Below are 21,368 nucleotides of genomic sequence, written 5' to 3'. Positions count from 1 at the left end.
AAAAGGCCTTAGATCTGACGCTCGACCATCTTGAGCTTGAGTTCGGCAATGGCTTCGGCCGGATTCAGGCCCTTCGGGCAGGCCTTGGCGCAGTTCATGATGGTGTGGCAGCGATAGAGCCGGAACGGGTCTTCGAGATTGTCGAGCCGCTCGCCGGTGGCCTCGTCCCGCGAATCAGACACCCAGCGGTTGGCCTGAAGCAGGGCCGCGGGGCCGAGATAGCGGTCGCTGTTCCACCAATAGCTCGGGCAGGAGGTCGAGCAGCAGGCGCACAGGATGCACTCGTAGAGGCCGTCGAGCTTCTCGCGATCCTCGTGGCTCTGGCGCCATTCCTTCTGCGGCGTCGGCGAGGTCGTCTTCAGCCACGGCTCGACCGAGGCATACTGCGCATAGAAATTGGTCAGGTCGGGAACCAGATCCTTCACCACAGGCTGGTGCGGCAGCGGGTTGATCTTCACCGCGCCGTCCTTCACGTCGTGCATCGAGCGGGTGCAGGCCAGCGTGTTCTGGCCGTCGATGTTCATGGCGCAGGAGCCGCAGACGCCTTCGCGGCAGGAGCGGCGGAAGGTCAGCGACGGGTCGATGTGGTTCTTGATCCAGATCAGGCCGTCCAGGACCATCGGACCGCAATCATTGACGTCGACGTAATAGGTGTCGACGCTCGGATTCTTGCCGTCGTCGGGATTCCAGCGATAGACGCGAAACTCGCGCGTCTCGGTCGCGCCCGCGGGCTTCGGCCAGGTCTTGCCGCCGGTGATTTTCGAGTTCTTCGGAAGTGCGAATTCAACCATTAGTCCTGCCTCTGGTTTCTTCCGTCATGCGCGGGCTCGACCCGGCATCCATCCTCAAAGGATGGATTGCCGGGTCAAGCCCGGCAATGACAATGATCAATACACGCGCGCTTTCGGCGGGATGTACTGCACGTCGTTGGTCATGGTGTAGTCGTGAACCGGGCGGTACTCGATCTTGACCTTGCCGGCATCGTCCAGCCAGGCCAGCGTGTGTTTCATCCAGTTCTTGTCGTCGCGCTCGGAATAGTCCTCGCGCGCATGTGCGCCGCGGCTCTCGGTGCGGTTGGCGGCCGAGTTCATCGTCACCACCGCCTGCGAGATCAGATTGTCGAACTCGAGCGTCTCGACCAGATCCGAATTCCACACCAGCGAGCGATCGGACACGCCGATGTCGGTGATGCCGCTATGGACCTTCGCGATCAGGTTCTGGCCCTCGCTCAGCACTTCGCCGGTGCGGAACACCGCGCAGTTGTTCTGCATCACGTGCTGCATGCCTTCGCGCAGCTTCGCAGTCGGCGTGCCGCCGGAGGCGTACCGGAAATGGTCGAGGCGGCCGAGCGCCTGTTCTGCCGAGTTCGCCGGCAGCTCCGGCTGCTCGGCGTTGGGCGTTAGCTTCTCGGCGCAGCGCAGCGCTGCGGCACGGCCGAACACGACAAGGTCGATCAGCGAGTTGGAACCGAGGCGGTTGGCGCCGTGCACGGAGACACAGGCCGCTTCACCCAGCGCCATCAGGCCGGGGACCACGGCATTGTCGTCGCCGTCCTTCTTGGTCAGCACTTCGCCGTGATAGTTCGTCGGGATGCCGCCCATGTTGTAGTGCGTGGTCGGTACGATCGGAATCGGCTCCCGCGTCACGTCGACATTGGCGAAGATCTTTGCGGACTCGGAGATACCGGGCAGCCGCTCGGCCAGCACCTTCGGATCGAGGTGGTCGAGATGCAGGAAGATGTGATCCTTCTTCTTGCCGACGCCGCGGCCTTCGCGGATCTCGATGGTCATCGCGCGCGAGACGACGTCGCGCGAGGCGAGGTCTTTCGCCGACGGCGCATAGCGCTCCATGAAGCGCTCGCCTTCGGAGTTGACGAGATAGCCGCCTTCGCCGCGGGCGCCCTCGGTAACGAGGCAGCCCGCACCATAGATGCCGGTCGGATGGAACTGGACGAACTCCATGTCCTGGAGCGGCAGGCCGGCGCGCAACACCATGCCGCCGCCGTCGCCGGTGCAGGTATGGGCCGAGGTGCAGGAGGCGTAGGCACGGCCGTAGCCTCCGGTCGCCAGGATCGTGGTTTGCGCGCGGAAGCGATGCAGCGTGCCGTCGTCGAGCTTCAGCGCGATGACGCCGCGGCAGGCGCCCTGGTCATCCATGATCAGGTCGATGGCGAAGAATTCGATGAAGAACTCGGCCGCGTGGCGCAGCGACTGGCCGTACATCGTGTGCAGCATGGCGTGGCCGGTGCGGTCGGCAGCCGCGCAGGTGCGCTGCGCCTGGCCCTTGCCGAAGTCCATGGTCATGCCGCCGAACGGGCGCTGGTAGATCTTGCCGTCTTCGGTGCGCGAGAACGGCACGCCCCAATGCTCGAGCTCGTAGACGGCTGCCGGCGCATTGCGCACCATGTATTCGATCGCGTCCTGATCCCCCAACCAGTCCGACCCCTTCACGGTGTCGTACATGTGCCAGCGCCAGTCGTCCTTGTGCATGTTGCCGAGCGAAGCCGAGATGCCGCCCTGCGCTGCAACCGTGTGCGAGCGGGTCGGAAACACTTTTGTGATGCAGGCGGTGCGAAGGCCCGCCTCGCTGCAGCCGACCACGGCGCGCAGCCCGGCGCCGCCGGCGCCGACCACCACGACGTCGTAGGTGTGATCTTCGATCGGATAGACTTTGCCGTTGGTGGCGGGAGCGCCGTTGCCCGTGCCATTCGTTGTGGTGGCCATGGGTTACACTCCGGATGCGAGCTTCAGGATCGCGTAGGTCGAGGCGAGCGCCACGGCGATCGAGAAGAAGTTGTTGAGCATGATCGAGACGAGCTTCAGCTTCTCGTTATGAACGTAGTCCTCGATGATGACCTGCATGCCGATCTTCATGTGCCAGGCGCTGGCGATGATGAAGAGCAGCATGATCACCGCGATCGGCAGCGAGCCGAGGATCAGCTTGGCGCCGGCCTGGTTGCTGCCGAGCAGCATCATGACGACGACGATCACCGGGATCATCAGCAGCGTCATGGCGACGCCGGTGATGCGCTGGCGCCAGAAGTCAGACGTGCCGGAATGCGCGGCGCCGAGATTGCGGACGCGGCCGAGCGGGGTGCGCATGCTGCGCCTGGGCGTATCGGTTGCGCTCATCGTACACCTCCGATCGCGTAGGCGATGATCCAGATCAGGATCGTCAGAACGATGCCGCCGATCAGGGCGGCCCAGGTCAGCGCTTCGCGCTCATTGGCCTTGAAGCCGAAGCCGAGGTCCCACACGAAATGCCTGATACCGCTCAGCATGTGGTGCATCAGCGCCCAGGTATAACCGAACACGATGAGGCGGCCGATGATGCTGCCGGTGAAGGCCTGCACATTGGCATAGGCGCCGGCGGAGTTTGACGCCGCCGCGATCAGCCACCAGGCCAGCAGCAGGGTCCCGACATAGAGGGCGATACCGGTGGCGCGATGAACGATGGACAGCGCCATCGTCAACGTCCAGCGGTAGACTTGCATGTGTGGTGAAAGCGGTCGTTCGATCCGTGCGGTCATGGGCTTTTGATGTTGGTTGCGGCCCAGCATGGGGCGCGGGGGATCGCGAAAGGTCGGCTCTATTTACGGAGTCGATTTGGCCTGCGCAATCACCAAATCGCCATAAATCGAACCGCCGTTCAACTCTAGAACGCTGATGAACCAAGGCCAATCAGAGGCTTGGTATACCAGAGCGATGGCGTGCCGACGAACAAAAGAACACAAATTCATCTCTTGTGACGGCGGTCGAGGCGCATTGAAATCACTATTGGAACGGCTCCAAGCCGCTGCCGGCGGGTCACGGTTCGAACCGATCTCGTCATGACGCCGACGCCGGAGCGGATGGCCGACGCTCCAATCCCGATTTCCGCCCTGCCCATCCATTTTTCCGCCCCGCGGAGGATATGCGCACCCTGCATTCCACCCCAGACGGCGGGCACGGCATGTCGACCGAGGAACTCGGATCGCCTACAGCTTGTCTGGCAGACGAACCCGGGCGCACGTTCTGGAGGCTCTGCGAACAGTCGCCGGGGCAGGTCAGGGGTGATTGCAGGTCTCGACATCAAGGAGATCACCGAGCTCGCACTGTTGCTGATCGCAACCGGCGCGCTCTCGGGATTCCTGGCCGGCGTGTTCGGTATCGGCGGCGGCGCGATTCTCGTGCCGGTGTTCTACGAATGCTTCCGCATCGCCGGCGTCCCGCTCGAGGTGCGCATGCCGCTCTGCATCGGCACCTCGCTCGCAGTGATCATCCCGACCTCGATCCGGTCGTTCCAGGCGCATTACAAGCGCGGTGCGGTCGACATGACGATCCTGCGCGTGTGGTGGTTGCCGATCGTCGTCGGCGTCGTCGCCGGCAGCGTGATCGCGCGCTACGCGCCGGAGAAACTGTTCAAGATCGTGTTCGTCGCCGTCGCCTATTCCGCGGCGGCGCGTCTCATCTTCGCGCGCGAGGGCTGGAAGTTCGGCGACGATCTGCCCAAGGGCCCCTTGATGGGCGTCTACGGCTTCTGCGTCGGGATCCTGTCCACGCTAATGGGCATCGGCGGCGGCCTGTTCTCGAATCTGCTGATGACCTTCTACGGCCGCCCCATCCATCAGGCGGTCGCGACCTCGTCGGCGCTGGCCGTGCTGATCTCGATCCCCGGCGCGCTCGGCTACATCTATGCCGGCTGGCCGGCGGCCGCGACCTATCCATCCGTCACGGCCCTGCAAATCCCCTTCGCGCTCGGCTACGTCTCGCTCATCGGCGCCGTGCTGGTGATGCCGATGAGCCTCGTCACCGCGCCGCTCGGCGTGCGAGCCGCGCATGCGATGTCGAAGCGCACGCTGGAGGTCGCGTTCGGGTGCTATCTGTTTATCGTGGGCAGTAGGTTTGTGATGAGCTTGTTGGGCGGGCAATGACGATCTGAGACCGCACCACACATTCCGCTGTCATCGCCCGACTTGATGTTTAGACCGGAGACATGGCTGCTCGGCTTTGCCAAGTCCCGCAATAGCCATTCGGGCTTTGTCTAATGCCGCGCAGGCATCAAGGAGACGATCGTTAATCCGGACTGCCTGCTCGAGTTCCATGTCTCCCAACCCCCGGAGCATTCGCTTCTATTTCTTCGCGTAAATATCCTTGTAGGTCTCGCGCAGGATGTTCTTCTGCACCTTGCCCATCGTATTCCGCGGCAGTTCGTCGACGACGAAGACGCGCTTGGGCATCTTGAATTTCGCGAGCCGGCCGTCGAGCGCCTTCAGCACCGAGGCCTCGCTCACCTCGGCGTCCTTGTTGCAAACCAGCACCGCGGTGACGCCCTCGCCGAAATCCGCGTGGGGCACGCCGATCACGGCGGATTCGATCACGCCCGGCATGGCGTCGATCTCGCTCTCGATTTCCTTGGGGTAGACGTTGAAGCCGCCTGAGATCACGAGGTCCTTGCCGCGGCCGAGGATGTGCACGTAGCCCGTGGCGTCGATCTTGCCGAGGTCGCCGGTGATGAAGAAGCCGTCGGGCCGGAATTCGGACTTGGTTCTCTCCGGCATACGCCAGTAGCCCTTGAAGACGTTCGGGCCCTTCACCTCGATCATGCCGATTTCCTCGCGCGGCAATTCCTTGCCGGTCTCGGGCTCGGTAACGCGCACCGAGACGCCGGGGAGGGGAAAGCCGACCGCGCCGGGCACGCGCTCGCCGTCGTAGGGATTCGACGTGTTCATGTTGGTCTCGGTCATGCCGTAGCGTTCGAGCACGGCGTGACCTGTTCGTGCCGACCATTCGCGATGTGTCTCGGCGAGCAGCGGTGCCGAGCCGGAGATGAACAGCCGCATGTGCTTGGTGGTCTCGCGCGACAGCGCGGGATTTTGCAGCAGACGCGTGTAGAACGTCGGCACGCCCATCAGCACCGTCGCGCGCGCCATCAGCTTGATGATGAGATCAGGATCGAGCTTGGGCAGGAAGATCATCGACGCGCGCGCAAACAGCGTCACGTTGGTCGCCACGAACAGGCCGTGGGTGTGGTAGATCGGCAGCGCGTGGATCAGCACGTCCCTGTCGGTGAAGCGCCAGTAGCCGACCAGCGAGAGCGAGTTCGACGCCAGATTGTCGTGGCTGAGCATCGCGCCCTTGGAGCGGCCCGTGGTGCCCGACGTGTAGAGGATCGCGGCAAGGTCGTCGTTCGCCCGCGGCACCGTGGTGAATTCGGAGCTCGCCTTGTCGGCGGCCTCGGTCAGCGAACCCTTGCCGTCGGCTCCGAGCGTCTCGACCTTGGCCTTCACCTTGGCCGCGATGGGGCTAAGGCCTTCCGCCTTGGAGGGATCGCACACCACCAGCGCCGGCTCGGCATCGCCAATGAAATAGTCGAGCTCGTTGAGCGTATAGGCGGTGTTGAGCGGCAGGTAGACCGCGCCCGCCCTGACCGTTGCGAGATACAGCACGATATTGGCGACCGATTTTTCCACCTGCACCGCGACGCGGTCGCCGGGCTTCACGCCGCGCGCGACCAGCACATTCGCCATCTGGCCGGCACGCGCGATCAGATCGCCATAGCTGATCTGGGCGCCGTCCTGGGTCTCGATCGCAAGGCGCTTGGGATCGTCGAGGCCGTCGAACAGGCGGGAAAACAAATTGGCGTTGGCTGCGTGGTTCATGCAAGATTTCCTCGACCGCAAGACTGACAAGGCCGGTCAAAACCGAGGGCTGGATTAGCAAAAACCGCCCCGATGAAGCAACGGAGACAGTTGGCATGACCAAATCAGGGAAACGCGTGGCCTGGGTCACGGGCGGCGGCAGCGGGATCGGGGAGGCCGGCGCCGAGGCGTTGGCTGCCGACGGCTGGACGGTGGTGGTGTCCGGCCGGCGCAAGGACGCCCTGGATGGCGTGGTCGCGAAGATCACCGGGGCGGGCGGGACCGCCGAAGCGCTCGCGCTGGATGTCGCCGACGCGGCCGCGGCCCAGAAGGCCGCCGATCACATCGTCGCGAAGCACGGCCGCATCGACCTGCTCGTGAACAATGCCGGCATCAACGTCCCCAAGCGCAGCTGGAGGGACATGGAACTGGAGGGCTGGGACAAGCTGGTCCAGGTCAATCTCAACGGTGTGCTCTATTGCATGCGCGCGGTGCTGCCGGCGATGCGCAAGCAGCAGGACGGCTCGATCATCAACGTCTCGTCCTGGGCCGGGCGCCATGTCTCCAAGATGCCGGGCCCGGCCTACACCACCACCAAGCATGCGGTGCTGGCGCTAACCCATTCCTTCAACATGGACGAATGCGTCAACGGCCTGCGCGCCTGCTGCCTGATGCCGGGCGAGGTGGCGACGCCGATTCTGAAGCTCCGCCCGGTGGTGCCGAGCGAGGCGGAGCAGGCCAAGATGCTGCAGCCGGAAGATCTCGGACGCACCATCGCGTTCATCGCATCGATGCCGCCGCGCGTCTGCATCAACGAGCTCTTGATCAGCCCGACGCACAATCGCGGGTTTATCCAGACGCCGAACAACAGGGATTGAAGCGAGGTCGTAGCCCGGATGGAGCGAAGGGCAATCCGGGACAGGCGGATCCGCACGTGACAACCCCGGATTACGCTTCGCTCCATCCGGGCTACACCCCGTCATCATGACGGCTGAGCCACCACACGATCACGCCTCCCCATAGTTTCACCCATCACAATAAATTATTCCTCGAAACCCCTTCGCAAACTCTCCCGTAGTTCGGCCAACGACGCGCTGCTGCCTCACGTCAAACTGTCGCGGACGCCGTTGTTGCCCAACGCAAACGCCGGTCATTGCCGGTCACATCGAAATCGGGAGACTCTCCATGTCGAAGCGCATTGCCTATCTCACTGCCGCTGCCTTCAGCGCGCTGGCCATCACCGCGACCGTCATCGGGCCCGCGCGGGCCGAGGAAAGGACCGTCATGGTCGGCGGCGCCGCGATGTTCCCGTCGAAGAACATCGTCCAAAACGCGGTCAACTCGAAGGACCACACCACGCTGGTTGCGGCGGTGAAGGCGGCCGGCCTGGTGCCGACGCTGGAAGGCAAGGGCCCCTTCACCGTGTTCGCGCCGACCAATGCCGCCTTCGGCAAGCTGCCCGCCGGCACCGTCGATAATCTGGTCAAGCCCGAGAACAAGGCGACGCTGACCAAGATCCTCACCTACCATGTCGTGCCCGGCAAGCTCGAGGCTGCCGACCTCACCGACGGCAAGAAGCTGAAGACGGCCGAAGGCGAGGAACTGACGGTGAAGAAGCAGGACGGCAAGGTCTGGATCATCGACGCCAAGGGCGGCACCTCGATGGTCACGATCTCCAACGTCAACCAGTCCAACGGCGTGATCCATGTGGTCGACACCGTGCTGATGCCGGCGACGTAACCCCGCGCAGCCCGGTTTCATCCCCCGAACGGGACGCGATCAAACGGCGAGCCGGGGGCGCCCGGCTCGCTTTTTTGTGACTGTGATAGCCTGCGGGCATCGATTCCATGGCCCGCTGGGCGTAACGAAAGCGGAAGCATCGGCGTATATTCGGTAGCAGACGATTTTCAGGACGGAACCAGCATGTCGAGCCTTACCATGACCGACGAGCAGATCAGCGCCACCAGGGCCAAGGTGATCCAGCCGGTCTGGGTCCGCGTCATGCACTGGACGAACGCGGTCGCCATGATCCTGATGATCCTGTCGGGCTGGCAGATTTACAACGCCTCGCCGCTGTTCGGCTTCAGCTTCCCGCGCGAGTACACGCTGGGCGGCTGGCTCGGCGGCGGCCTGCTCTGGCACTTTGCGGCGATGTGGCTGTTGATGGTCAACGGCCTCGCCTATCTCGTCACCGGTTTCGCCACCGGCCGCTTCCGCAAAAAGCTGCTGCCGATCACGCCGTCGGGCGTGCTGCACGACGTCAGGGCGGCGCTGACCTTCAAGCTCGGACATGACGATCTCACGGTCTACAATTACGTCCAGCGCCTGCTCTATGCCGGCATAATCGTGGTCGGCGTGCTGATCGTGCTGTCGGGCCTGTCGATGTGGAAGCCGGTGCAACTCTACTATCTGGTGATGCTGTTCGGCGATTACCCGACCGCGCGCTATGTCCATTTCTTCTGCATGGCGGCGATCTGCGCCTTCCTCGTCATTCACGTTCTGCTCGCGCTGCTGGTGCCGAAGAGCCTGCGGGCGATGATCATCGGTCGCTGATTAGGAGAACCATCATGGCCAAGCGTTCATTCCTGATCCCCGGCGTCGACAAGCGGCTGCTGATCAAGGACTCCCTCAAGACAATGCCGGATCTCACCCGTCGTCGCTTCATCGCGGGCGGCGCCAGTCTCGGCGCGCTGACGCTGCTCACGGGCTGTGATGTCGTCGACTCGTCCTCAGCCGAGGAGATGCTGAAAAGCGTCTCGAAGTTCAACGACGCCGTGCAGGCTTTCATCTTCAATCCTGATGCGCTGGCACCGACCTTCCCCGAGAGCGCGATCACAAAGCCGTTCCCGTTCAACGCCTATTACGATCTCGACGACGCGCCTGATGTCGACGGCGACGACTGGAAGCTCGAAGTGCGCGGCCTCGTCGACAACAAGAAATCCTGGACGCTGAAGGAGCTCTATCAACTCCCGCAGGTCACGCAGATCACCCGTCACATCTGCGTCGAAGGCTGGAGCGCGATCGGCAGCTGGACCGGCACGCCCTTGCGCGACTTCCTCAGATTGATCGGCGCCGACACCCGCGCGAAATACGTCTGGTTCCAGTGCGCCGACAAGGACGGCTACAACTCGCCGCTGGACATGCGCACCGCGCTGCATCCGCAGACGCAGATGACGTTCAAATACGCGAACGAGATCCTGCCGCGCGCCTACGGCTTCCCGATGAAGATCCGCGTGCCGACGAAGCTCGGCTTCAAGAACCCGAAATACGTGGTGTCGATGGAAGTCACCAACGACTACAAGGGCGGCTATTGGGAAGACCAGGGGTACAATTCGTTCAGCGGGAGCTAACTCCGCTGCCGTGGCACCGGTGATTTCGCCGGCCCCACCTTCCGCTGGCACAACGCCAGCACCGCCCCCAACGCCAGCAACGCCGCCGACACATTCAGCGCGTAGGTGAGACTTCCCAGCGCATCAGTGATCGCGCCGACCACGATCGGGCCGAGCGTCTGGCCGACGCCGAACGAGATCGTCATCGCCGCGATCGCGGTCGGCCATACCTCCGGCGGATAGTTGAAGCGCACGAAGGCGGTGGTCGAGCCGACCACGGCGAAGAAGGCGACGCCGAACACCACCGCCGAGATTCCGAGCCAGGCAGGCGAATGCCCGAGGATCGGCAGGGCCGCACCCAGCGCGTTGGTGCCGAGGATGATCGCGGTGGCGAGGCCGCCGCGGTCGAGCGCCAGCACGCCGCGCCACGCCCAGGGCGTGACGAAGGCGCTAAGGCCGATCAGGCCCCAGAACGCGGCCTGCGCCGCGTCGCCGCCGCCGGCATCGCGCACATAGGCGATCATGAAGGTCATGTAGGCGATGTAACCGGCGCCGAACAGGAAATATGCGGCGAGATAGATCAGCACGGGAACAATGGCGAAGGATGCGTGGCTGTCTTCGGAGAAGCGCGCGCGGCTCTCGATGCGGACCAGAAAGAGCGGCACCGTCATCGCGGCCGAGAGCAGCGTCATCGCCCACCACACGATCCACCACGAGCCCGGGCCGAAATGCTGCAGCGTGAACGGCGCGATCAGCCCCGAGGAGAGAATGCCGACGCCGGGTCCGGCATAGAACAGACTCAGCAGGAAATTGGCCCGCTCCGGCCGCGATTGCGCAATCGTCGCGGCCAGCGCACCGCCGGCGACGAAGCCGGCTGCGGCCCCGAGGCCCAGCACGAGGCGCGCCAGGCTCAGCGCGATGAAATTCCCTGTCAGCGCGCAGGTGGCGAGCGCGGCGACGCAGGCCACGGTTCCCAAGCGGATCGCGGCCGACCAGCCGACGCGCTGGATCAGCCGGGACGCTGCCAGCGCGCCCACGAGGTAGCCGACGGCGTTGATCGTGTTCATGAACCCGGCCGCGGAATAGGACCAGCCGAGGGTCTCCCGCATGTCGGGCAGCACCAGCGCATAGGCGAAACGGCCGATGCCGAGGCCGACGGTTGCGGCCAGCGACAGGGTCAGGATCAGCCGTGCGGGATGGGCGACGGGTGGACGGTCAGGGGCTAGCAAGGGATACTCCGGCGAGCCGCAGTGTGGCAGGCCCTGCCCGCCTTGCACAGCCGCGCGGCGGCAATGGTGTCTTGCCAAGCGCGCAACGCCGCTCTAGCACTCCGGCCGAAATTCATCCCCGTTCGTCACGCCCGGGCTTGACCCGGGCATCCATCATTCAAGAGGCCTGGATTGCCGGATCAAGCCCGGCAATGACGAGACAAATCTGAGGAAGAACGACCATGGCGACCCACAAATTGCTGCTGCTCCCCGGCGACGGTATCGGCCCCGAGGTGATGGGCGAGGTGAAGCGGCTGATCGACTGGCTCAATTCATCAGGCGTCGCCAAGTTCGAGACCGATACCGGCCTCGTCGGCGGCTCCGCCTATGACGCTCACAAGGTGTCGATCTCGGAAGGCGACATGGCCAAGGCCAAGGCCGCCGACGCCGTGATCTTCGGTGCAGTCGGCGGTCCGAAGTGGGATGCGGTGCCCTACGAGGTCCGCCCGGAAGCCGGCCTCTTGCGCCTGCGCAAGGATCTCGCTCTGTTCGCCAACCTTCGCCCCGCGGTCTGCTACCCGGCGCTGGCAGACGCTTCGAGCCTGAAGCGCGAGGCGGTCGAGGGCCTCGACATCGTCATCGTGCGCGAGCTCACCGGCGGCGTCTATTTCGGCGAGCCCAAGACCATCACCGACCTCGGCAACGGCCAGAAGCGCGCCATCGATACCCAGGTCTACGACACCTATGAGATCGAGCGCATCGGCCGCGTCGCCTTCGAGCTTGCCAGGAAGCGCAAGAACAAGGTGACGTCGATGGAGAAGCGCAACGTCATGAAGTCGGGCGTGCTCTGGAACGAGGTCATGACGGCGCTCCACAAGCGCGAATACCCTGACGTCACGCTCGAGCACCAGCTCGCCGATTCCGGCGGCATGATGCTGGTGAAATGGCCGAAGCAGTTCGACGTCATCGTCACAGACAATCTGTTCGGCGACATGCTGTCCGACATCGCGGCGATGCTCACCGGCTCGCTGGGCATGCTGCCCTCGGCCTCGCTCGGCGAGGTCGACGTCAAGACCAAGAAGCGCAAGGCGCTGTACGAGCCGGTGCACGGCTCGGCGCCCGACATTGCCGGCAAGGGCCTCGCCAATCCGATCGCGATGATCTCGTCCTTCGGCATGGCGCTGCGCTATTCCTTCGACATGGGCGCGCTCGCCGACAAGGTCGACGCGGCGATTGCTGCCGTACTCGCCAGCGGTCTTCGCACCGCCGACATCAAGTCGGAAGGCACCACCGCCGTATCGACCACGCAGATGGGCGAAGCGATCCTGAAGGAATTGCAGAAGCTGCACGCGTAAGGCGGACGAGCCGTAGCCCGGATGGAGCGCAAGCGAAATCCGGGTTCTCCCTCCGCGGGTAGAGTTTCCCGGATTGCGCTTCGCTCCATCCGGGCTAAGGCCTCATTGGAAACCATCTCATGGACTCACCCCGCCCCAAGATCGCGGAAACATTCATCCATGAAACGGTGCGCCAGCGCGAAGCGCAGATCGGGCGGCGCTGCGAGATTCTCGCCCATACGCGCATCGAATATGCTGCGCTCGGCGACTACTCCTATCTTGGCGAGCACTGTGATGTTGCTGACGCCGTGATCGGCAAGTTCACCGCCATCGCAAACTCCGTGCGGATCGGCGCGCCCAATCATCCCATGGGTCGCCCGTCGCAGCATCGCTTTACCTACGTCCCCGAATATTACGAGGCGGGCGCGAGCCGCGACCGCGACTTCTTCGCGGAGCGCCGCGGGGACCGGGTCATCGTCGGCAATGACGTCTGGATCGGCCACGCCGCCATCCTGCTGCCCGGCGTCACCGTCGGCGATGGTGCGGTGATCGCCGCAGGCGCCGTCGTCAGCCGCGATGTCGCGCCCTACACCATCGCCGGCGGCGTTCCCGCGCGCCCCATCCGCAAGCGGTTCGATGATGCTGTCGCGGCAAGCCTGCGCCGCATCGCCTGGTGGGATTGGCCGGACGAATTGATCTTCGAGCGCCTCGCCGATTTCCGCTCGGAGGCGATCGAGGAGTTTTGCCGGCGTTACGATCCGGCAGCCAACGCGTAAACAAAAAGGCCGGGCGTGAGCTCGGCCTTTTGATTCGGTCGCTGCGTTTCCCTCAGTACAGCGGGAAATTCTGCGGATAGCCGCCGACATCGGCAGGGGTCGCCAGCGGCTGGCGGTCGATCGGGCGGTTGAGGTTTTCGCGGGCGAAGGACGGATAGCCCACGGCCGGGGGGAAGGCGTAGTCGGTGAACTTGCGATCGCCCGGATTGACCTCGGTGCCGCCGTCGAGCCAGGAGCGCTTGCTGACATAGATACGGGTGCGGCCCTGCTGGTAGACGGCGTTGGGTCCACTCGGGCCGTAATAGTGACGGCCGCGATCGTCAAAGCGCTGCTTGGTCCTGGTGTCGGCCGAGGCCGGCGCCGCGAGGACCACAGCGACAACGGCACCCGCCGCAAGCCAGGTCGCCAATTTGACAGAGAAATTCGAGCTCATCACGTCCCCTTCAGGCGGCATGCCGCCAGTCGATTTCACCCCATACTAGCCCGGCCGAGGTGGCCGCAACTAGGTCTATTGGGTCACACCGGCCCGGAAATAATCGGGCGTATCGGCAAAAGTTGCATGGATGCCAGCCACTTGTGCTTGATGCCGGTCAAAGCGTCCCGCGCAATTGCGCGTTCGCGGCGCCCAGCAGCCAGTCCGCCGGGCCCTGCGCGTCGCAGAAGCGGCGCTTCAGCTCGGCATGGGCGAACAATTCGGCCAGCTTCGGCTCGTTGCCCGAGGTCAGCAGCGTCAGCCGGTTGAGCATGCAGGCGACCGCCGCACGGCGGGCCGGCATCGTGTCGCCCTGGCAGGAAAAGCCGGAGATCTGCAAGCCCGGCTCTTCATTGCGCTTGAGGTAGCCCAGGCAGGCTGACGTGCCTGCATTGGTCTCTGATGGCCGGAACAGGGCGACGGGGCCGAATTTGGTATCGATCAGGCCGGCCTGCTCGAGCGCGGTGGCCGCATCCAGGCCCATCCGGACGGCGAGGCCGGCGGCGGCCGGACGCGTGACGTCGAACTCGTTGCCTTCCCGGTAGATCTCGAGCTCGGCCACCGGCTTGTCGGCATCGCCGGCCCAGCGCATGACGTCGCGCCGGCCGCCTTCAGGATGCCGGAAGATGGTATAAGAGGCTGTTTTCTCGGACGAATCTAATCGGCTGAGTGCGAAGGCCGGATGCGAGCGGGAGGCCTCGGCCCAGCCCGGCTTCTCGGCGGGCTCATCGTCGCGCAAATCAGGCAGCTGACGGAGCGCCGCGACGGCGAGGATGGCAAACAGAGCGAGCGTCCCCACATAGGCGAACAGGCGCGCCAGCGTGCCGACGACCTCGTCGGCGAAGTTGGCGAGCGTCAGGTGGATCTGGGTGGGGCTGACGGCCGGGCCGGCCTCGGGCGACTGCATCCACGTCCCTAAGGCATGGTCCAACGTTGTCTTGAGGCTGGTTCTCGCATAGAAGCGCTGCTCTTCCTGTTTAAGCGTCAGCTTCAGGAACGGGCTTTTTCATCGGAGAGTGAACGATGGGTTACAAAGTCGCAGTCGTCGGCGCGACCGGGAATGTCGGACGGGAAATGCTCAACATCCTGGATGAGCGCAAGTTTCCCGCGGACGAGGTCGTGGCCCTGGCGTCGCGCCGCAGCGTCGGCGTCGAGGTGTCCTACGGCGACCGCACCCTGAAGGTCAAAGCGCTCGAGCATTACGATTTCTCCGACGTCGACATCTGCCTGATGTCGGCAGGCGGGTCAGTGTCCAAGGAATGGTCGCCGAAGATCGGCGCCGCCGGCGCCGTCGTGATCGATAATTCCTCGGCTTGGCGCATGGACCCGGACGTGCCGCTGATCGTGCCCGAGGTGAATGCGGCCGCGACCGAAGGCTTCAAGAAGAAGAACATCATCGCCAACCCGAACTGCTCGACCGCGCAGCTCGTGGTCGCGCTGAAGCCGCTGCACGACAAGGCTGGCATCAAGCGCGTCGTGGTCTCGACCTATCAATCGGTGTCGGGCGCGGGCAAGGATGCGATGGACGAATTGTTCTCGCAGACCAAGGCCGTCTACACCAATGACGAACTGATCGCGAAGAAATTCCCGAAGCGCATCGCCTTCAACGTCATCCCCCACATCGACGTCTTCATGGAGGACGGCTTCACCAAGGAAGAGTGGAAGATGATGGCGGAGACCAAGAAGATTCTTGATCCCAAGATCAAGCTCACCGCCACTTGCGTGCGCGTGCCCGTGTTCGTCGGCCACTCCGAGGCCGTCAACATCGAGTTCGAAAATCCGATCAGTGCGGACGACGCGCGCGAGATCCTGCGCAAGGCGCCCGGCTGCCTCGTCATCGACAAGCAGGAGCCCGGCGGCTACGCGACGCCGTACGAAGCGGCCGGCGAGGACGCCACCTATATCAGCCGCATCCGCGAGGACGCGACGGTGGAGAACGGTCTCGTGCTCTGGTGCGTGTCCGACAATTTGCGCAAGGGCGCCGCGCTCAACGCGATTCAGATCGCGGAAGTCCTGATCAACCGCAAGCTGATCAGCGCGAAGAAGCAGGCGGCTTGAAACGAGGCGAGTGGTGGGTAGCGAATGGCGAATGGATTTTCCATTCGCAACGCGCCATTCGCCACTCCCTACTCGGCATTCGCCCTGTTGAATTCCTTGCTCGCCTTGTCGAGCACGAACAGCGTTCCCTCCGCGACGCCGAAATAGGCGCCGTGCAGCTGCATCTGGCCGCCTTCGACGGCCTTGCGCACGAACGGGAACGTCATCAGGTTCTCGAGGCTGCGGAACACGGCCGCCTTTTCGATACGCTCGACGAATTGCGCCATGGTCTCGTGGTTGCGCTGCTCGACCACCTCGCCGGGCTTGATGAACATCTGCATCCACTTGCCGATGAAGTCGCCGGGCGTAAGCGGCTCGATCTTGTCGACGAAGGCGCGGATGCCGCCGCACTGGGCGTGGCCGAGCACCACGATGTGCTTCACCTTCAGCACCGTCACCGCATATTCCAGCGCCGCCGAGACACCATGGGCGTTCTCGTCGGGCTGGTAGGTCGGCACCAGATTGGCGATGTTGCGGACGACGAACAATTCGCCGGGGCCGACGTCGAAGATCACCTCGGGCGAGACACGGCTGTCGCAGCAGCCGATCACCATGACTTCGGGTGACTGCCCTCTCACCGACAGTTCGCGATAGCGGTTCTGCTCGGCGGGGAGCCGCTGGGTGGCGAAGGCCCTGTAGCCTTCCAGCAAGGACTTCGGGAATGTGATCATGGCCTATGCCTAATCATATACCGCTAGCGCGAACAAGCCTTCCGAATAGGCAGGCCAGATGCTATCGCGTCCAGTCAATAGCCCGCGTGAGGAAACCGGAAGGACCATCAGCATGACCCGCCCGCGCCGTAGCCATCTGTTCATGCCCGGCTCCAATCCCCGTGCGCTGGAAAAGGCGCGGAACCTTGCCGCCGACGGCCTGATCCTGGACCTCGAAGATTCCGTCGCCCCTGACGCCAAGGCGGTTGCGCGCGACGGCATCGCCGCCGCGATTGCCGCCAAGGGTTTCGGCAAGCGCGAGATCCTGATCCGCACCAACGGCCTCGACACGCAATGGTGGGCCGATGACGTTGCGATGGCCGCCAAGGCATCGCCCGATGGCATCCTGGTTCCAAAAGTTTCAAGCATCGAAGATCTGCAGACCATCGGCCGCGACCTCGCCAGGCTCGGCGCGGCGCCGACAGTGAAGGTCTGGGCGATGATCGAGACCGCGCGCGCGGTGCTGCATGCCGAGGAGCTGGCCGAGGCCGGTCGCGATCCCAAGACGCGCCTGTCGGGCTTCGTGTTCGGTCCGAACGACATCTCGCGCGAGACGCGGATCAAGATGCTGCCCGGCCGCGCCGCGATGATCCCGATGATCACCCATTGCATCCTGGCCACGCGCGCCGCTGGCCTCGAGATCCTCGATGGCCCCTATAGTGACATAGCCAATTCCGACGGCTTTGCCACCGAATGTGCGCAAGCGCGCGATCTCGGCTTCGACGGCAAGACGCTGATCCATCCTTCGCAGATCGAAGCGTGCAACGCGATCTTTACGCCGCCGGAAGAGGAAGTCGCGCGCGCGCGAAAAATCATCGCGGCCTTCGAGCTGCCTGAAAATGTCTCGCGCGGCGCGATCCGCCTTGACGGGGCGATGGTTGAGCGCCTGCACGCCGACATGGCGCGGCGCACGATCGCGATCGCGGATGCGATCGCTGCGATGGGGAAGGGTTAAGGCATCAACGCGGACAAGCGACGTCCGCTGTTCTGCGCAAGGCGGGGATGTTCTGTTCGCCGTGAGCAGGCGCCGGTGCGGCCAGTTCCTGGCAATACATCCGATCGATCGTGCGCTGCATCAGCGCATAACAATGACATGCGGCCTTCTCGAGCCGCGTCCGATCGATTTCGACGAACCCGCGCCGGTCGGACGGGACGGCGCCGGCCTCGCGCAGCTTGCTCATCGTCAGTGTCACTGTCGTCCGTCGCACCCCAAGCAATTGCGCAAGCGCATCGTGCGTAACCGGAAGCCGGCCATCGGGAACGCGGTCGTGAAGCTGCAGCAGCCACCGCGCCATGCGGCCATCCACCCGGTGCAGCGCGTTGCAAGCAGCGACGTGCTGGAGCTGCAACAACACCGCGCGGGCGTGGACCTGTACGATGTTCCTGATGGCGGCGCTTTGGGCAAAGGCAGCCCGAAACCTGGCGGCGGAAATCAGCGACGCTGTGCCGGCCACGCGAGCTACCGCAGTCACGGATGAAAGCGACGGGCCGAGCACGGAGAACGAGGCCAGGGCGCCTTCCCGTCCCATCAGGGTGGTTGCGACCGTTTGCCCGTCCGGCATATCGAGCATGAAGGCGATGGCGCCGCTATGGGGAAAATAAACCGGGTCGAGCTCATCGCCCGAGCGCACCAGCACGGCATCGGGCTCGAACGAGACCTTCTGGAAGTAGGGCGTAAGCAGGCCGAGATCCGCCGGCGGTAACGCCGCCAGAAGCCGATTCCCGGTACCAGCGCAGTGGGCGGTCACGACGCTTCCTTGTGAAGGGGCGCCCAATGAACGACGGAATCCATCGATTTCATTCACCATGATGATCCGGGATACGAGATACGAATTACCGAACGATCATCATCCAAACAGAGGCATTGGTCGAGATCAAGCACGGACAATTCCGGGCGAGGGCCCTGCAAGCCGAATCTTGCATTTGTCATACTATTTACACCCCGTTGCCGCCCGGCGAGGTGCTGACAAGCTGAGAGCTCTGCTGTACGCGCGACCAACCATCGCAAAGGTCGATCAGTGCGGGGCGATTTCCGCGCGGTCGAGCGATTCCAGCGTCGCGGCGTTGCCGCAATAGCCGTGGTAATTCTCGACAGCAGTGCCGTCGGCAAGCTCGCGGTCGCATCGTGCCTTGTGTTGACAGAGCGAGCACACCCGCTCCATGTCGCGCAACAACAGCGGCTGCACCTGGCCTAGTCGTTCCGCGCTGATGCCGAGCTGATCCAGCATTTTCGGCAGCTCGTCGGCGGAGTGCTTGCCGTGACGGACCAGCTCCTCGAGGTCATCAGGCGCGATCCTGAGATCGTTCGCGATCCGGTCGAAATCGAAACGATCGAGCCGTCGCAACTCGTTCAGCTCGCGGCGGTGCTTCAGCCAGCCGGCAAAGGACTCGATGAGATCCTGGACGATGGGATAGGGCCTGCTTGCGGTGCTCATAGCGAAGCTCCATTGGGCTCGTGCGACGTCGGCAAGGCTAGGCACAATGGTGCAGGAGGGCGTTGCGCTGGATCAAATTGGGCGCGTGTCCCGGACGCTATGCGACGCTGTCGCGACAATCGCCGTCTTCGCGGGCGGCAGAGGGTGGACGCTCAGCCAAACCGCTCCGTCGCCCACGCATACAGGCTGCCCGGGATCGGCTTTTCGCCGCCACGGCCTTTTGGCGAGATGTGCAGGCCGATGATGTCAGGGTTGGTGACGAGGCCGAGATAGCTGGAGGGATCGAAGAACAGCTTTGGCTCGGCGTGCACGGCGTAGAACGATTGCTTCGGCAGCGCGTTGTGCAATGCGCCGGTGCGGCGCGCCAGCGCGGTCAGCGCGGCCGGCCCGTAGATCGCGACGCGGATATCGGAGAGACGGTTCGAGCCGCCGCGCAGGCGACGCATCGCAAAGGTGATGCGATGGCGCAGTGACAGCCAGTTCGGCGTCAGCTCCTCCTGCTCCACCAGCTCTTCGAAGGCCGTGACGATGCCGTGCTCGGGCGGCAAATAGATCACGGAGTTGCCGAGCTGGCGCGGCCGCTCCCAGGCAAAGTAAGGCTTTGCCGGGTCAATTTCGACCGGTTTCAGCAGCAGCACATCGGCGTCGAGCCAGAGGCCAAGATTCTTCGCCATCAACTTCATGCGAAAGAAGTCGCTGAATTGCAGCGTGGTCCAGTCGCGCCAGCTTCCATCGGGCTGCGGCGGCCGCAAGCGTTCGGAGAAGGCGTGCGGCAGGATCGCCTCGGCATCGGCGTTGCCGACGCCTGCGGGAAGACCCGGAATGGTGTCAAAGCTGTAGACTGTGACCTTGTGGCCGGCCGCGAGCTGTGAGCGCAGACAGGTCTGGCGCAGCGCGTCCATCGGGCCATGCCAGAAGGTGACGATCTCGGGCAGCATGGGCGCAGCTATACGGGATATCGGCGGCAAAGAAAAAGCCCCGGCGCTGGTCGCACCGGGGCTTCAAATGAAACTTTGAGCTCAGGCCCAGGCGCGCTCGCGCTTGAGCTTCTCTTCATAGGTATCGATCGAGGCCTTCTTCTCCATGGTGAGACCGATGTCGTCGAGGCCGTTGATCAGGCAGTGCTTGCGGAACGGGTCGATCTCGAACTTGACCTTGCCGCCGTCGGGGCCGCGGATCTCCTGGTTCGGCAGGTCGATCGTCAGCGTCGCGTTGGCGCCGCGCTCGGCGTCGTCGAACAGCTTGTCGAGGTCTTCTTGGGCAACGCGGATCGGCAGAATGCCGTTCTTGAAGCAGTTGTTGTAGAAGATGTCGCCGAACGAGGTCGAGATCACGCAGCGGATGCCGAAGTCGAGCAGCGCCCAGGGCGCGTGCTCGCGGCTCGAGCCGCAGCCGAAATTGTCGCCGGCGACCAGCACCTTCGCGTTGCGATAGGCGGGCTGGTTGAGGACGAAATCCGGGTTCTCGCTGCCGTCGTCCTTGTAGCGCTGCTCGGAGAACAGCCCCTTGCCAAGGCCGGTGCGCTTGATGGTCTTGAGGTACTGCTTCGGAATGATCATGTCGGTGTCGACATTGATGATCTTCAGCGGCGCCGCGACGCCTTCCAGCGTGGTGAACTTGTCCATCTTGGGCTTCCCGGTTTGCAGTCAGGGGAGGGCTGTTTAGCCCGGTTGGAATACAAATCCTAGGCCGGATTCGGCAATCTTGGTCTGTCAGACCTGATCTGTCAGCCCCTGCGGAGCCATGCTGTCGGGGACAAAGCCGGTCGGCAGGCCGTCGATGCTCTTCACGTTCTTCAGGGCCCAGTATTTTCGCAAATTGTTGATGCCCTGTCCCGTCCAGTAGCGGATGAGGCTGCCGCGCTCTTGCTTGTAGTCGAACAGGGGCACGCCCATACCGCACGATGTCTGCACAAGCTCGACCGAGAGCCGGATGATCTGGCGCGCCCCGTCCATCTCCTCGAACTCAGGAGCGAGATCGGCGTACTCAGGCGTGCCGCGCATCAGCGATCGACCCTGGCCATAGAGCCGCAGGATCATCGGAGGGCCGTCGAAAGCGCAAAACATGATGGTCAGCCGCTTGTCATCCGAGGCGATCAGGTGCGCGCGGGTCTCGCTGCCGCTGCCCGTGCAATCGAGATAGGCGACGTCAGTGTCTCCGAGCACCCGGAAGCAGGACAGGCCTTTGGGGGACACGTTGACGCGTCCTTTCGGCGGGGCGCTGGCGACGAAGAAGATCTTCTGCCGCTCGATGAACGCCCTGTGCTCTGGTTCGATCCTCGTAAATTGCTTGCCCATATCCGTGCGTCCTTTACGCAGCGACGAAGTCGAGATCTGGGAACTAGCATGGCCTTGATACCGGTTTAAGAGCACATGTTATCCTGGTATA

Annotated in this window: 23 protein-coding genes; 9 read left to right on the top strand and 14 right to left on the bottom strand. The window is 63.9% G+C overall.

What is annotated here, in order from left to right:
- Positions 1-8: 8 nt before the first annotated feature.
- From XH88_RS31890 to sdhC, 4 genes are all read right to left on the bottom strand, one after another.
- Positions 9-791 carry a succinate dehydrogenase iron-sulfur subunit gene (locus XH88_RS31890; protein ID WP_057752396.1) on the bottom strand — a complete coding sequence of 261 codons (783 nt, stop codon included), beginning with the start codon at positions 789-791 and terminating at the stop codon, positions 9-11.
- A 96-nt stretch (positions 792-887) separates the two neighbouring features.
- Positions 888-2,723 carry a succinate dehydrogenase flavoprotein subunit gene (gene sdhA, locus XH88_RS31885; protein WP_271672182.1) on the bottom strand — a complete coding sequence of 612 codons (1,836 nt, stop codon included), beginning with the start codon at positions 2,721-2,723 and terminating at the stop codon, positions 888-890.
- Positions 2,724-2,726: 3 nt separating this feature from the next.
- Positions 2,727-3,131, bottom strand: a complete 405-nt coding sequence (gene sdhD, locus XH88_RS31880) for a succinate dehydrogenase, hydrophobic membrane anchor protein (RefSeq protein ID WP_271672181.1) — start codon at positions 3,129-3,131, stop codon at positions 2,727-2,729.
- A complete protein-coding gene (gene sdhC, locus XH88_RS31875; protein WP_194465440.1) occupies positions 3,128-3,529 on the bottom strand; it encodes a succinate dehydrogenase, cytochrome b556 subunit in 402 nt (133 codons plus the stop codon). Before sdhC ends, sdhD begins: the two co-directional genes overlap by 4 nt.
- A gap of 522 nt (positions 3,530-4,051) precedes the next feature.
- Here sdhC and XH88_RS31870 point away from each other — a divergent pair.
- Positions 4,052-4,912, top strand: a complete 861-nt coding sequence (locus tag XH88_RS31870; protein ID WP_271672180.1) for a sulfite exporter TauE/SafE family protein — start codon at positions 4,052-4,054, stop codon at positions 4,910-4,912.
- A 198-nt stretch (positions 4,913-5,110) separates the two neighbouring features.
- Here the strand turns inward: XH88_RS31870 and XH88_RS31865 are convergent, their stop codons facing one another.
- Complete coding sequence (locus XH88_RS31865; RefSeq protein WP_271672179.1) at positions 5,111-6,640, bottom strand: malonate--CoA ligase; 1,530 nt, start codon at positions 6,638-6,640, stop codon at positions 5,111-5,113.
- Positions 6,641-6,735: 95 nt separating this feature from the next.
- Between XH88_RS31865 and XH88_RS31860 the strand changes: the two genes are divergently transcribed.
- The 4 genes from XH88_RS31860 to XH88_RS31845 all read left to right on the top strand — a co-directional run bounded on the left by XH88_RS31860 (position 6,736) and on the right by XH88_RS31845 (position 9,969).
- Positions 6,736-7,497 (top strand): SDR family oxidoreductase, encoded by a 762-nt coding sequence (locus XH88_RS31860; protein WP_271672178.1) that lies wholly within the window; start codon positions 6,736-6,738, stop codon positions 7,495-7,497.
- A gap of 307 nt (positions 7,498-7,804) precedes the next feature.
- Entirely contained in the window at positions 7,805-8,359 is a 555-nt protein-coding gene (locus tag XH88_RS31855) for a fasciclin domain-containing protein (RefSeq protein ID WP_271672177.1), read from the top strand.
- Positions 8,360-8,542: 183 nt separating this feature from the next.
- Complete coding sequence (locus XH88_RS31850) at positions 8,543-9,172, top strand: cytochrome b/b6 domain-containing protein (RefSeq protein WP_271672176.1); 630 nt, start codon at positions 8,543-8,545, stop codon at positions 9,170-9,172.
- A 14-nt stretch (positions 9,173-9,186) separates the two neighbouring features.
- On the top strand, positions 9,187-9,969 hold the full coding sequence (locus XH88_RS31845; protein WP_271672175.1) for a molybdopterin-binding protein: 783 nt from the start codon (positions 9,187-9,189) through the stop codon (positions 9,967-9,969).
- Here XH88_RS31845 and XH88_RS31840 read toward each other — a convergent pair.
- Positions 9,966-11,177 carry a YbfB/YjiJ family MFS transporter gene (locus XH88_RS31840; protein ID WP_271672174.1) on the bottom strand — a complete coding sequence of 404 codons (1,212 nt, stop codon included), beginning with the start codon at positions 11,175-11,177 and terminating at the stop codon, positions 9,966-9,968. The genes XH88_RS31845 and XH88_RS31840 overlap by 4 nt on opposite strands.
- Before the next feature lie 221 nt (positions 11,178-11,398).
- On the opposite strand from XH88_RS31840, the gene leuB reads away from it, so the two are divergent.
- Both leuB and XH88_RS31830 read left to right on the top strand, forming a co-directional pair.
- On the top strand, positions 11,399-12,511 hold the full coding sequence (gene leuB / locus XH88_RS31835) for a 3-isopropylmalate dehydrogenase (RefSeq protein ID WP_271672173.1): 1,113 nt from the start codon (positions 11,399-11,401) through the stop codon (positions 12,509-12,511).
- Between the two features lie 119 nt (positions 12,512-12,630).
- Positions 12,631-13,266, top strand: coding sequence for a DapH/DapD/GlmU-related protein (locus XH88_RS31830; protein ID WP_271672172.1), 636 nt, complete (start codon positions 12,631-12,633; stop codon positions 13,264-13,266).
- Positions 13,267-13,318: 52 nt separating this feature from the next.
- Here the strand turns inward: XH88_RS31830 and XH88_RS31825 are convergent, their stop codons facing one another.
- Positions 13,319-13,699 (bottom strand): hypothetical protein, encoded by a 381-nt coding sequence (locus XH88_RS31825; protein WP_271672171.1) that lies wholly within the window; start codon positions 13,697-13,699, stop codon positions 13,319-13,321.
- Between the two features lie 157 nt (positions 13,700-13,856).
- Entirely contained in the window at positions 13,857-14,645 is a 789-nt protein-coding gene (locus XH88_RS31820; RefSeq protein ID WP_271672170.1) for a hypothetical protein, read from the bottom strand.
- Between the two features lie 116 nt (positions 14,646-14,761).
- Between XH88_RS31820 and XH88_RS31815 the strand changes: the two genes are divergently transcribed.
- Positions 14,762-15,796, top strand: a complete 1,035-nt coding sequence (locus tag XH88_RS31815) for an aspartate-semialdehyde dehydrogenase (protein WP_271672169.1) — start codon at positions 14,762-14,764, stop codon at positions 15,794-15,796.
- 68 nt (positions 15,797-15,864) lie between these two features.
- Here the strand turns inward: XH88_RS31815 and XH88_RS31810 are convergent, their stop codons facing one another.
- A complete protein-coding gene (locus XH88_RS31810) occupies positions 15,865-16,506 on the bottom strand; it encodes a carbonic anhydrase (RefSeq protein WP_271672168.1) in 642 nt (213 codons plus the stop codon).
- A 112-nt stretch (positions 16,507-16,618) separates the two neighbouring features.
- Between XH88_RS31810 and XH88_RS31805 the strand changes: the two genes are divergently transcribed.
- The gene (locus XH88_RS31805) at positions 16,619-17,500 is read left to right on the top strand and encodes an HpcH/HpaI aldolase/citrate lyase family protein (RefSeq protein WP_271672167.1); all 882 of its coding nucleotides are present in this window, start codon (positions 16,619-16,621) and stop codon (positions 17,498-17,500) included.
- A gap of 4 nt (positions 17,501-17,504) precedes the next feature.
- On the opposite strand, the gene XH88_RS31800 is transcribed toward XH88_RS31805, so the two are convergent.
- The 5 genes from XH88_RS31800 to XH88_RS31780 all read right to left on the bottom strand — a co-directional run bounded on the left by XH88_RS31800 (position 17,505) and on the right by XH88_RS31780 (position 21,277).
- Positions 17,505-18,353, bottom strand: a complete 849-nt coding sequence (locus XH88_RS31800) for a Crp/Fnr family transcriptional regulator (protein WP_271672166.1) — start codon at positions 18,351-18,353, stop codon at positions 17,505-17,507.
- Between the two features lie 207 nt (positions 18,354-18,560).
- Entirely contained in the window at positions 18,561-18,980 is a 420-nt protein-coding gene (locus tag XH88_RS31795) for a hypothetical protein (protein ID WP_271672165.1), read from the bottom strand.
- Positions 18,981-19,132: 152 nt separating this feature from the next.
- A complete protein-coding gene (locus XH88_RS31790) occupies positions 19,133-19,918 on the bottom strand; it encodes a hypothetical protein (protein WP_271672164.1) in 786 nt (261 codons plus the stop codon).
- 81 nt (positions 19,919-19,999) lie between these two features.
- A complete protein-coding gene (gene leuD / locus XH88_RS31785) occupies positions 20,000-20,605 on the bottom strand; it encodes a 3-isopropylmalate dehydratase small subunit (RefSeq protein WP_007604257.1) in 606 nt (201 codons plus the stop codon).
- A gap of 87 nt (positions 20,606-20,692) precedes the next feature.
- A complete protein-coding gene (locus XH88_RS31780) occupies positions 20,693-21,277 on the bottom strand; it encodes a pyridoxamine 5'-phosphate oxidase family protein (protein WP_271672163.1) in 585 nt (194 codons plus the stop codon).
- Positions 21,278-21,368 lie beyond the last annotated feature (91 nt).

It is taken from the genome of Bradyrhizobium sp. CCBAU 51627 (genome assembly GCF_028128765.1).
Classification (GTDB): Bacteria; Pseudomonadota; Alphaproteobacteria; order Rhizobiales; family Xanthobacteraceae; genus Bradyrhizobium.
This window is presented reverse-complemented; position numbering and strand designations above follow the sequence as displayed.

Coding starts and splice junctions, on each gene's coding strand:
- sdhD (WP_271672181.1), bottom strand. CDS start 3,131: ATGAGCGCAACCGATACGCCCAGGCGCAGCATGCGCACCCCGCTCGGC.
- sdhA (WP_271672182.1), bottom strand. CDS start 2,723: ATGGCCACCACAACGAATGGCACGGGCAACGGCGCTCCCGCCACCAAC.
- XH88_RS31845 (WP_271672175.1), top strand. CDS start 9,187: ATGGCCAAGCGTTCATTCCTGATCCCCGGCGTCGACAAGCGGCTGCTG.
- XH88_RS31855 (WP_271672177.1), top strand. CDS start 7,805: ATGTCGAAGCGCATTGCCTATCTCACTGCCGCTGCCTTCAGCGCGCTG.
- leuB (WP_271672173.1), top strand. CDS start 11,399: ATGGCGACCCACAAATTGCTGCTGCTCCCCGGCGACGGTATCGGCCCC.
- XH88_RS31850 (WP_271672176.1), top strand. CDS start 8,543: ATGTCGAGCCTTACCATGACCGACGAGCAGATCAGCGCCACCAGGGCC.
- XH88_RS31820 (WP_271672170.1), bottom strand. CDS start 14,645: ATGCAGTCGCCCGAGGCCGGCCCGGCCGTCAGCCCCACCCAGATCCAC.
- XH88_RS31790 (WP_271672164.1), bottom strand. CDS start 19,918: ATGCTGCCCGAGATCGTCACCTTCTGGCATGGCCCGATGGACGCGCTG.
- sdhC (WP_194465440.1), bottom strand. CDS start 3,529: ATGACCGCACGGATCGAACGACCGCTTTCACCACACATGCAAGTCTAC.
- XH88_RS31825 (WP_271672171.1), bottom strand. CDS start 13,699: ATGAGCTCGAATTTCTCTGTCAAATTGGCGACCTGGCTTGCGGCGGGT.
- XH88_RS31800 (WP_271672166.1), bottom strand. CDS start 18,353: ATGGTGAATGAAATCGATGGATTCCGTCGTTCATTGGGCGCCCCTTCA.
- XH88_RS31805 (WP_271672167.1), top strand. CDS start 16,619: ATGACCCGCCCGCGCCGTAGCCATCTGTTCATGCCCGGCTCCAATCCC.
- leuD (WP_007604257.1), bottom strand. CDS start 20,605: ATGGACAAGTTCACCACGCTGGAAGGCGTCGCGGCGCCGCTGAAGATC.
- XH88_RS31830 (WP_271672172.1), top strand. CDS start 12,631: ATGGACTCACCCCGCCCCAAGATCGCGGAAACATTCATCCATGAAACG.
- XH88_RS31815 (WP_271672169.1), top strand. CDS start 14,762: ATGGGTTACAAAGTCGCAGTCGTCGGCGCGACCGGGAATGTCGGACGG.
- XH88_RS31780 (WP_271672163.1), bottom strand. CDS start 21,277: ATGGGCAAGCAATTTACGAGGATCGAACCAGAGCACAGGGCGTTCATC.
- XH88_RS31860 (WP_271672178.1), top strand. CDS start 6,736: ATGACCAAATCAGGGAAACGCGTGGCCTGGGTCACGGGCGGCGGCAGC.
- XH88_RS31795 (WP_271672165.1), bottom strand. CDS start 18,980: ATGAGCACCGCAAGCAGGCCCTATCCCATCGTCCAGGATCTCATCGAG.
- XH88_RS31810 (WP_271672168.1), bottom strand. CDS start 16,506: ATGATCACATTCCCGAAGTCCTTGCTGGAAGGCTACAGGGCCTTCGCC.
- XH88_RS31865 (WP_271672179.1), bottom strand. CDS start 6,640: ATGAACCACGCAGCCAACGCCAATTTGTTTTCCCGCCTGTTCGACGGC.
- XH88_RS31890 (WP_057752396.1), bottom strand. CDS start 791: ATGGTTGAATTCGCACTTCCGAAGAACTCGAAAATCACCGGCGGCAAG.